Raw genomic sequence first — 10,629 nt, forward strand, 5'->3', positions numbered from 1 at the left:
TACTTACTACTTAACTACTTACTACTTGACTACTAAACTACTCACTACTTGATCACTTAGCAACTTAAATTTAAAAATAAATACCATGAAAACAGAGTATAATAGCAAGCTTATTTATGTGATTGCAGTCGTTGCCGCTACGGGCGGGCTGTTGTTCGGGTTTGATACCGGAGTTATATCGGGGGCTATCCCTTTCTTTCAGAAAGACTTCGGAATCGATAACGGTATGATTGAAATTATTACGGCTTCCGGGTTGTGCGGTGCTATCTTGGGAGCGCTCTTTTGCGGGAAAGTGACGGATACGCTCGGCCGTAGAAAGGTGATTTTGGCATCGGCCGTGGTTTTTGCCATCGGTGCGTTGTGGTCCGGATTTGCGCCCGATGTGTATCACCTCATTGCTTCCCGTTTGTTTTTAGGAGTGGCTATCGGTGTCTCTTCTTTTGCTGTACCGCTTTATATTGCGGAAATTTCTCCGGCAAAAAAACGCGGAGCTTTGGTGTCGATGTTCCAGTTGATGGTTACTATCGGTGTTTTGGTATCTTATCTTTCCGATCTCTTTTTTGCCGATGAAAGCCGGATAGACTGCTGGCGGCCGATGTTTTATGTAGGCGTGATTCCCGCTATCGTATTATTTGTGGGTATGCTGTGTATGCCCGAGACGCCGCGTTGGTTAATCGGTCGCGGGAGAGAGCAGGAAGGACTGGCCGTACTTTCGCGTATAGAGAGTCCGGAATCCAGAAACGATGCTTTTGAAGCGATCCGGAAAGAAGTGGCTAAGAGTCGTGAGGAGAAGTCCGGTTATCGCGAACTGTTCAAGCCCTGGCTGCGCAATGCCGTGATCATCTGCATCGGAATTATGTTTTTCCAACAGTTTGTAGGCATCAACACCGTGATCTATTACAGTCCCAAGATATTCCTCATGGCCGGGTTCGACGGTACGGTTTCCGCTATATGGGCCTCGGTGGGCGTAGGGGCGGTCAACCTGCTGTTCACGATCGTATCGGTGTATTTTGTAGACAGGCTTGGAAGGCGCAAACTCTATTTCACCGGTCTGACCGGGATCACGGTTTCGCTGATTCTGTTGGGCATTTGCTTTGCTTTCTCCGCTTCGTTGGGCGATGCCGGCAAATGGTTGTCCGTCCTGTTGGTCTTTTTCTATGTTGCCTTTTTCGCTATCAGCATCGGCCCGTTGGGGTGGCTTATCATCTCCGAAGTATTTCCCCAGAAACTCAGGGGATTGGGCTCATCCATCGGTTCCTTGTCCGTGTGGTTTTTCAATAGCATCGTTTCGTTTACTTTCTTCAAGATCGTACATGCTTTCACGATAAGCGGTACGGAGATTTATGCAGAAGGTGAGAACTTGGGGAATCCGGCCGGTGCTTTCTGGTTTTATGCCGTGGTAGCTCTGGCAGCCTTGATATGGGGATACTTCTATGTGCCTGAAACCAAAGGAGTCTCTTTGGAAAAGATTGAGGAATATTGGCGCAAGGGGGGCAAACCACGTTTCTTGAAATAGGGAAAAAATGCCCGGAATATTGGAATCATATCAATATTCGGGCGATAATAAGACTATTATGGTAAAATATCATAATTATCAGCTAAAATGGTGGAAAGAAGGTATAACACTTCTCCGTACTTTTACATTCGTCATTTGATGCTGGCCGACCTTCTTTTTTTTACCGGGATATAATTATAGATTATAATAAATGAAAACACAATGAATATGAAAACAGAGTATCAATGTAAGAGTCGCATGAAGCACACTTTGCTTATAGGGACTGCGATGTTTCTTATCTCTCCGATCACCCTTTTCGCCGGTGTTACCGCACATTCCGATGCGGGCAGTGAAACCGGTATTTCGAACGTGACACAGCAGCAACAGACCGTAAAAGGTATTATAAAGGGCCCGGACGGCCTGCCTGTCATTGCTGCCAATATCTCTCAGAAAGGTACCAATAATGCTACCATAACAGATTTGAACGGAAACTTTACACTGAATGTCACCGGAAGGCAGCCTGTTTTAGTTATTTCTTATATAGGCTATGTCACTACGGAAGTAAACGTATCCGGAAGGGCTTTTGTCGAAGTGGTATTGCAGGAAGATGTGGCGGCACTGGATGAAGTGGTGGTAGTGGGTTATGGCACGATGCGTAAGAAAGACGTTACGGGTGCTGTCTCTTCCGTCCGTTCGGGAGAGATCACCAAGAATGCCACTTCCAATGTGATGCAGGCCATTGCCGGAAAGATGTCGGGGGTACAGGTCGTGCAGAATTCCGGTACGCCGGGCGGTGATGTATCCATTCTGATACGTGGTGTGGGTACCATCAACGACGCGTCTCCTTTGTATGTGATCGATGGGGTGCCTGTAAGCGGCGGCATGTGGTACTTGAATCCGAACGATGTAGAATCCATCGATGTCTTGAAAGATGCTTCGGCTACGGCTATTTACGGTTCGCGGGGAGCCAACGGAGTAGTGATGGTTACCACCAAACAGGCACAGGAGGGACATACGGAAATCAATTTTGATTACAGCTACGGCATACAGCATTCGGCCAAAACATACAAGATGCTGGATGCGTCGCAATACGCGGCTTTACACAATGAGATGCGTACCAATGCCGGCCCGGAATACTCTTTGAATCCGGCTTTTGCCGATCCGGAGTCGTTGGGAGCAGGTACCGACTGGATGGATGCCATCTTCCGCACTGCGCCGATGCAGAAAGTCAATCTATCCATGCTGGGTGGCAATCAGAAGATAAGTCATGCCACCTCTTTGGGATATTATACTCAGGACGGCATCATGAAGAATTCGTCTTACAACCGTCTGAGCCTGCAATCGAACATCTCCTCCAAACTGGCATCGAACATCACCGTAAGGGCGAATGTAAACCTGAGTGCGGAGAATCGCCGTACCCAGCCCGTAAGTACGGTTATCCAGAATGCAATGCGCATATTGCCTTCCATTCCTATCTATGATGACAACGGAGAATATGCCGGGCCTACGGGCAATGCGGAGTGGAATGGAAACGCATTGAACCCGGTAGCCATCATCAATGAACAAAACTACCGGATGAAGGGATTCCGTATGCTGTCTAACATCTCTTTAGAGTGGGAAATCATAAAGGGACTGAAATTCAAGACGACAGGGGGAGCCGAGTTGGGATACGATTATAACAATTCGTACATTCCCAAATACAAATGGGGGATGAATGAATCGAAAAATACCATGCAGACGGTCACTTCCGCTTATGAGCAGTTGTATCTGTGGGACAATACATTGAATTATGACAAGGCTTTCGGAAAGCACCGCATCAATGCCATGATAGGTACTTCTTATCAGGAATACAAGAAAGAGTCCGTATCGGCTGCCGGTTCCGGACGTGCCAGCGAACTGACTACCGAACTGGACAATGCGACCAAGGCTACCGATGTAGGAGGCAATTCATACCGTTGGGCATTGATGTCGTACATGGCCCGTCTGCATTATTCATATGATGACCGTTACCTGCTGACAGCTACTTTCCGTGCAGACGGTTCGTCGAAGTTCGGTAAGGATAACCGCTTCGGTTACTTCCCCTCTTTCGCTGCTGCCTGGAATATCGGCAATGAAGCATTTATGCAGTCCGTCAAGCCCGTCTCTTTACTGAAACTCAGAGCCGGTTACGGACAAACAGGTAATCAGAATATCGGTGCATACGCCTTTGCCGATAAACTGAGTGTGAACGGTGTTTATAATTTCGGTTCGCAACGGGGTTTCGAGTCCAATTTAGTGAATCTGATTTATCCTTACCTCTTGTCCAATCCATCAGTGAAGTGGGAATCGGTGGAACAATATAATGTAGGTCTCGACATTGGTTTTCTGCAAAACCGTATTGTCGCCAATCTTGATTTCTATGTGAAGAATACCCGGGACATGCTTACCAAGAAACCGGTTCCGCAGACAAGCGGCACTTCTTTGGAACAGGCGGACTGGCCACCGGTAAACATCGGTAAAGTACTGAACCGTGGTTTCGAATTCACCGTCAACACTAAGAACTTTGTAGGAGAATTTAAGTGGGAAACCAGTCTGAATATGAGTTTCAATCACAATGAAGTGGTTTCGATCGGTGGCCCGGAGATACTGAATGGTGTGAGCCTGATCCGTGAAGGCCAGCCCATCAATTCTTTCTACGGATACGAGTTGGGCGGAATCTATCAGACACTCGATGAAGTGTTCACCGGCCCTGTCATGGAAAACCGTGCTCCGGATAAAGCCTCTCACAATCCTTATAAAAACACCTCTCCCGGTGATATGTGGTTTGTCGATGTAGACGGGAACGGTGAAATAAACGATCTGGACCGTACCGTTATCGGTAATCCTTCTCCCGATTGTATTTTCGGTTTCAACAACACATTCAGCTATAAGAATTTTGATTTGAGCATTTTCTTTCAAGGCGCTTTAGGAAACCAGGTGTGGAATGGCGTGCGGGCCAGTCATGAGAGTATGAACAGTACGTATAACCAGTTGGCAACTACTCTGGAAAGATGGACAGGCGAGGGGAGCAGCTACTCGATGCCCCGTGCCATTTATGCCGATCCGAACAACAATTCGCGTGCCTCTACCCGTTGGCTGGAAGACGGTGCCTATGCGAAGCTCAAGAATCTGACATTCGGATATACACTGCCGGAAAAGTGGATTCGCAAGGCAAAGATGAAAGCGTTGCGCCTTTACGTCAGTTTAGATAATCTCTGTACCATAACCAACTATTCGGGGCTGGATCCCGAAGCCGGATTGAGCGGATTGGATTACGGTGTCTATCCGTCCGCGCGTACCTATATGTTTGGTGTATCCGTTAAATTCTAATAACATAAAGCCATGAAAAAGTATATTTATATATTCGCCTTTTTAGGACTGTCGCTCTGTAACCAGAGTTGTATGAATAAGTTGGAGATATTGCCTAATGACCAGATTATTACCGATAATTTCTTTGAAAAAGGTACGGCCGAAGAGATCGAGAGTGGAGTGAACTCCATGTATCAGCGCTTGCAGAGTTCGTATATGTACAATCTCCGTATGTGGACACTCGATATTGTGGCCGGCGAGGGGAGTGTGGGCAATGAAGCGGGCGGCAACGGGCTGGAAACAACACAGCTTGCCAATTTTATAACTACCAGTGATAATTCCGGTGCAAAGGAATTATGGCGGGGACCCTGGGCCGGAATCAGCCGGACAAACTGGATTTTGAACAACATCGATGATGCGGCCCGGGTAAGTCCGGAAAAGATTGTCCAGTATAAGGGGGAAGCCCATTTCCTGCGTGCCTTGTATTACTTTAATCTGGTACGTTTGTTTGGTGATGTTCCTCTGATCAAGACCCAGCAGACAGCAGGCGACGATCTGCAGGTATCCCGGTCTCCAAAAGAAGAGGTTTACGAACTGATAATACAGGATTTGAAAGATGCTGCTTCCATGCTGCCGGCGCAATACGAACTTTCTTCCGATATAGGCCGTGCCACCAAAGGCGCTTCCTTAGGACTGCTGGCCAAGGTATATCTCACCTTGAAGAAATACGATGATGTCATTTCTACTATTGAGGAACTGGATGCGCTGAATATATATACCTTGAACAGAAAATACGATTGGAATTTCGACTACCTGCGTGAGAATGGCCCCGAGAGCCTGTTCGAAGTACAGTATGAGAAAGATGTGACCACATATTCCGAGTTTGACATCCTCGGACAGGGCGGGTGGCACAATGACTATATGGCTCCTTTGGCCCCGATAGCGATTGGTGGCAGATGGGGTAACTTCGGCTGGTTTGCCGTATATCCGGAATTTGTGAATTCTTATGAAGCGGGAGATTTGCGGAAATCCGTTTCCGTGTGGTGTCAGGGCGACCAGTACAAAGGCTGGGCTTATGATCCGTCGGTTTCTCAGACCGGACACAACGTAAAGAAATTCCTCTGTGAGGATATAGGACAGGATCGCGCTATGGATAGCCCGTTGAATTTCCCCATATTGCGTTATGCGGATGTATTGCTGATGTATGCCGAGGCTTTGAATGAAAAGGGGCGTACGTCGGAGGCTTGTGCTCCTGCCGCATCCTATGAGGAGGGCGGGCCGTTGAATCGCGTTCGTGTCAGGGCCGGATTGCCTGAGGTAACGACTGAAGACCAGACGGAATTACGGGAGATTATCCGTCATGAACGCCGTATGGAGTTGGCTTTCGAGGGCGGACACCGTTGGTTCGACTTGATCCGTTACGATGAGAATGGGGAGTACGCCAAGAAATTCTTCCACAGTATAGGTAAAACGAATTTCACAACTCCCAAGCATCTGTTATTGCCTGTTCCTATGGACGATATCGATGCAAACCCAAATTTGAGACCTAATAACCCCGGCTATTAACCCGATATGAAAAAGAAGATGAAAAGGAATATGAAAAAGAAAATTCTCTTGTCCGTTGTCTCTTTCTCCCTGGCTGTAGGGGCCGGTGCTCACGACGATTTGATTTACAGAACGCAGGCGGGATGGAATTTCGACATCGGTAACCAGTCTGTTATTTCTCAAACGTTGGATGCCGTTTTCACAGGAGGAGCTTGCGTGGGCGATTATGACGGAGACGGACGGGTGGATATCTGCGAGGTGGAGACTACCGGCGAAATGATAAAATGGGTATGGAAAATAAATAATGGTAAAAAGGATTGGATAACAAGCACTCCGGTCGGCTTTGGCATCAGTGCTACGGACAAGTATGTGACGGGCGACTTTAACGGTGACGGAAAGACCGATATCGCCGTGATGCGTTCAGGAGCCGGAGGACTGGCAACCTGGTACATCGATTTTTCCCCTTGTGAGGGGAACATCGATGCCAGAGGTCAGTTCGGACTGCCCGGAGACATCCCTTTGTCCGGTGATTTTAACGGTGACGGAATAGATGACCTTGCCGTTTACCGTCCCTCTACGTCGACTTGGTATGTAGCGTTTTCATCTCTTACCGGATATCCCGAGTTCGATATGCCCCTTGCCATCAACGGGGTGGTGTTCGGGACGGCGGAAGATGTTCCCTTTACCGGAGATTTCAATGGAGACGGCTATACCGATATGGCACTCTACCGTGCTTCGACCGGACAGATACTCATCAATTATTGGTCGGCAGACAAGCCGCAATACGAACACTATGCTGATTCCAATGGTTACGGGACGGTGGACTGCACCGTGACAGTGCCGTTGACGGGGGTACTTGCCGTTATGTCTGCGGATGCGGATCAGTCCCGCCCTGCCGTCCTGCCTTTGGCTACCCTTGAAGAGACGGGGAAAGAGGTGAATCTCCGGCACGGATGGACTTGTATCTTCGACAATTCGCTGGATGTGGATAAGTGGGCGCGCAATCTGGAAGCCGCAGGAATCAATACGCTGGAATATCATCCCTGGATGAGAGCCCATGAGGAGGTAGCCCCTCAGACGGAAACCTGGAATACATACGTCGGCGACGACCGTCTTTGGACGAGCAAGGCCATGATGAAGAAGAAGATAGAGAAATTCCGCAGTATCGGTGGACGTTCGGTCTGCTATACCGGCATCTATGCCGCAACTCCGGCTTTTGCCCATACCTGTCCCGATTGGGCCATGCGCAATGCGGGCGACCGTAGCTTTATCACTTATGGCGGTTCTTATCTCTACCTCATGTCTACCAACGAATCGGTGGATGCCCCGTATACCATCGGCGGAGAGACGTATAAAAACTTCAACGACTATTTTGTGCATCAGGCGGTGACGGCTCAGAAAGAGTATAATTGGGACGGATACCGTTGGGATTGGTACGGCCTGCCCGATAGCTATGTCTGTGACGGAACGGAGGCTGCCTGTAATTTCTCGTCGGAGATGGCTCCGTTGGTCAAACGCCTGGATCTGGCAGTGAAGGAACAGCGTGCGGACGTCACTACTACGGCATTGCAACTGCCGTCTACAAACGGGAATATCCCGCATTACACGACGGGAGCGGTAGCCAACCATCAGTTTATGGAACTCTGGCCTTTTGGCACGGGAACCAAATACACCGATCTTTACCGTGACATTTATGAAGCAAAATCGCGTTACCCCGATAAGCCGGTTTTCGCCAATTTCTATCCGCCTGCAGAGATGAACCTGACGACCGGCTGGCCGAAACAAAATATCGATTATCAATTTGCAACCTGTCTCTCGGCCGGCGGTTATCCTGCTGCGCAAGTGGTGGACGGAGTAGCGAGCTTTACCGATCCGGTTCCTTTCCATGCTGTGAACTATCCGTTGGAAGTGCTCGAACAGATCGCCCGTTGGAATAAGTTTACGGAAGCCTACGGAGCCTATCTGTATTATTCCAACCGCGCTTACGTCATTGCCGATTACAATCAGTCGGATTTGGCTCTGGATAATGCCGACGGCATCTATGCCAAACTGAAAAGACGTTGGGATAAACGGACTGGCCGGGCGGATGCTCTGATTGTCGATCTGGTGAACTACGGCAGCTCGGTCGATTTGCGTTGGGATGTGGTGAATACGGCGCCTGTGGCAAAGGCGACCGGTCTCTCTTTCACCTTACCGGAAGATGCAGTGCCGGCAGATCTTTATTGCGTTACTTTGGAAGGCAGCCGGAAGGTAGATTATACCAGAGAAGGCGATAAGGTAAAAGTGTCGTTGTCTTCACTCGGTACTTTTGCCACCTTGGTGCTGCATCTCAACAGCACGGTCGGAATGCCCGAAGCACCTGCGGAGAAAAGTGTCGCATTCGATCTATTCCCCTTCCGTTACGATGCCGGCGGAGAGACTTTGCGCTCCGAAGAGACTGCTGCGATTACCATTCTCGACGATCAGGAACCGCTTATCGTCTCCAACGACTATAACGGTAACGTGTCTCAGATCCAGACAGTGACAGATGCATTTGCCGGAGAGAAAGCATTGCAGGTTACTCCGGGAATGATCCGGTTTACCACCACTTCGGACGGTGCGATCCGTGTACCGCTCGATCGTTTCAACCGGTTTAAGATAGCTGTCCGTTCCCATAACACCACGGCTTGCTGGTTCGGTTTCCGTCTGATAAAGCCGTCCGACAGTTCTCCCGTATGGGAAACGAAAGACCTGTTCTATCGCGTGGGGTATTCCCAGCCGGGATTGGCTTATCTTACGCTGACTCCCGTGAAGCCCAAGGTAGACGAATGGGTGGAATATGAGCGGGATCTCCGGGAAGATATTACCGGCCTGTGGGGAGAAGATTGGGCGGATGCCATCGTGGTATCGGTCTTTATGGGGCCGGTAGACAGGAACAGTGCCGATTATGACAATCTGATTTTCATGTCGGACAAATATACGGGAATCGAATCTTCAAAAAAAAAAGAGGAGATAAGCGTCTGTTTCGATGACGGAGGTTCCCGGATGATTATATCCGGAGGAACGGGGCAGGAGCGTCTGTGCGAGATCCGGTTGGCGGATATGGGAGGACGTATCTGTTATGAAGACAGGCTTCGTTTTGGCAACGGAGTGCTCTCCTGTAGCATTCCTCCGTTGTCGCAGGGGGCCTATCTGCTGACGATCAGCGATGTGGAACAAGAGGGGTATCACCGGCTATACGCTTCGGTGGTACTCCGGTAAATCAAACAAACATGATTTAGAGCTTTTTAATTTTTGCTCAGCATTATCCAATGCTGAAATTAAACAAATTATTGTATAATTAAAATTTAATAGTTATGAAAAATTTAGTACTTGCAGTTTTAGCCTGTACAATGGCGGTTTTCACTTATGCCCAGAAGTCCGATGGCATTGTATATTGGTCTTACGAGGCCGGTTATCAGTTCGATTTCGATTTGGACGGAAAGATAGACCTTACAGTTCCCACACAGACCAAAGACGTGCCGATAGCCGAAGTGTTTGTGTATGATGCCAATGGTGACGGTTATTTTGACTTGTGCGAAGTAGACCGTTCCTGCGCGGCAGACCAGCTCATCCATTGGAGATTTTACTATAACGACGGGAATAATAATTTTATCGACCCGCAGGATGTGGTTTACGGTATGGCGGTAGGCGATAAGGCGCTCTCGGCAGATTTCAACGGTGACGGTGTAGGAGATGTCGCTATCCGGCGCGATAATGAATACGGGCTTTGGTGGCTGATGCATTTTATGGCAATGGCTCCGGATGTGAACCTTGCTTTCGGTATTTCGGACAATGATTATCTGCTGGCCGGGGATATGAATAACGACGGGCAGGCGGATGTGGTTTTATACGATAGGGGAAATTGGTTATGCTCTTTCACCCCTTCCACTACGGAATATAAGACTCCCGATTTTGCCAATCAGGATATTGCGAATATGCAGTTCGGTACCAAAAACGATATTCCTTTGTTGCTGGATTTCAATGGCGACGGTTACGACGATATGGCCATTTGTTCGGTAAACGATGAGGAAGTGAGTGTCAACCTGCGTGATCCGGCTACCAAACCTGAGAACAACGGATACAGCAAAAGCGGGAGGGGATCTTTCGATAAAACGTTCTATATGCCTTCCGGACTCAAACCGACTTGTGTGCGTGGTGTAAAACTGAGCAAAGGTGGTACGGGATTATCCGGAAACAACCGTCAGGAGACCGTATCCGTATATCCGTCCGTTGTAGGGAAA

At 48.7% G+C, this 10,629-nt stretch carries 5 protein-coding genes; all 5 read left to right on the top strand.

The annotated features are described in order from the left end of the window. Positions 1-85 precede the first annotated feature (85 nt). A complete protein-coding gene (locus tag QVP90_RS06890; protein ID WP_007481891.1) occupies positions 86-1,516 on the top strand; it encodes a sugar porter family MFS transporter in 1,431 nt (476 codons plus the stop codon). A gap of 207 nt (positions 1,517-1,723) precedes the next feature. Further along, positions 1,724-4,843 (top strand): SusC/RagA family TonB-linked outer membrane protein, encoded by a 3,120-nt coding sequence (locus QVP90_RS06895; RefSeq protein ID WP_224203226.1) that lies wholly within the window; start codon positions 1,724-1,726, stop codon positions 4,841-4,843. A 12-nt stretch (positions 4,844-4,855) separates the two neighbouring features. Then, positions 4,856-6,388: a RagB/SusD family nutrient uptake outer membrane protein gene (locus tag QVP90_RS06900; RefSeq protein WP_021936013.1), complete on the top strand. Its 1,533-nt coding sequence runs from the start codon at positions 4,856-4,858 to the stop codon at positions 6,386-6,388. A gap of 30 nt (positions 6,389-6,418) precedes the next feature. Next, positions 6,419-9,607 carry a glycoside hydrolase family 66 protein gene (locus QVP90_RS06905; protein ID WP_264380977.1) on the top strand — a complete coding sequence of 1,063 codons (3,189 nt, stop codon included), beginning with the start codon at positions 6,419-6,421 and terminating at the stop codon, positions 9,605-9,607. 95 nt (positions 9,608-9,702) lie between these two features. Further along, positions 9,703-10,629: FG-GAP repeat domain-containing protein (locus tag QVP90_RS06910; RefSeq protein ID WP_288203984.1), on the top strand; the 927-nt coding region annotated here is incomplete at its 3' end.

It is taken from the genome of Bacteroides sp. CAG:189 (genome assembly GCF_000432295.1).
Classification (GTDB): domain Bacteria; phylum Bacteroidota; class Bacteroidia; order Bacteroidales; family Bacteroidaceae; genus Bacteroides; species Bacteroides salyersiae.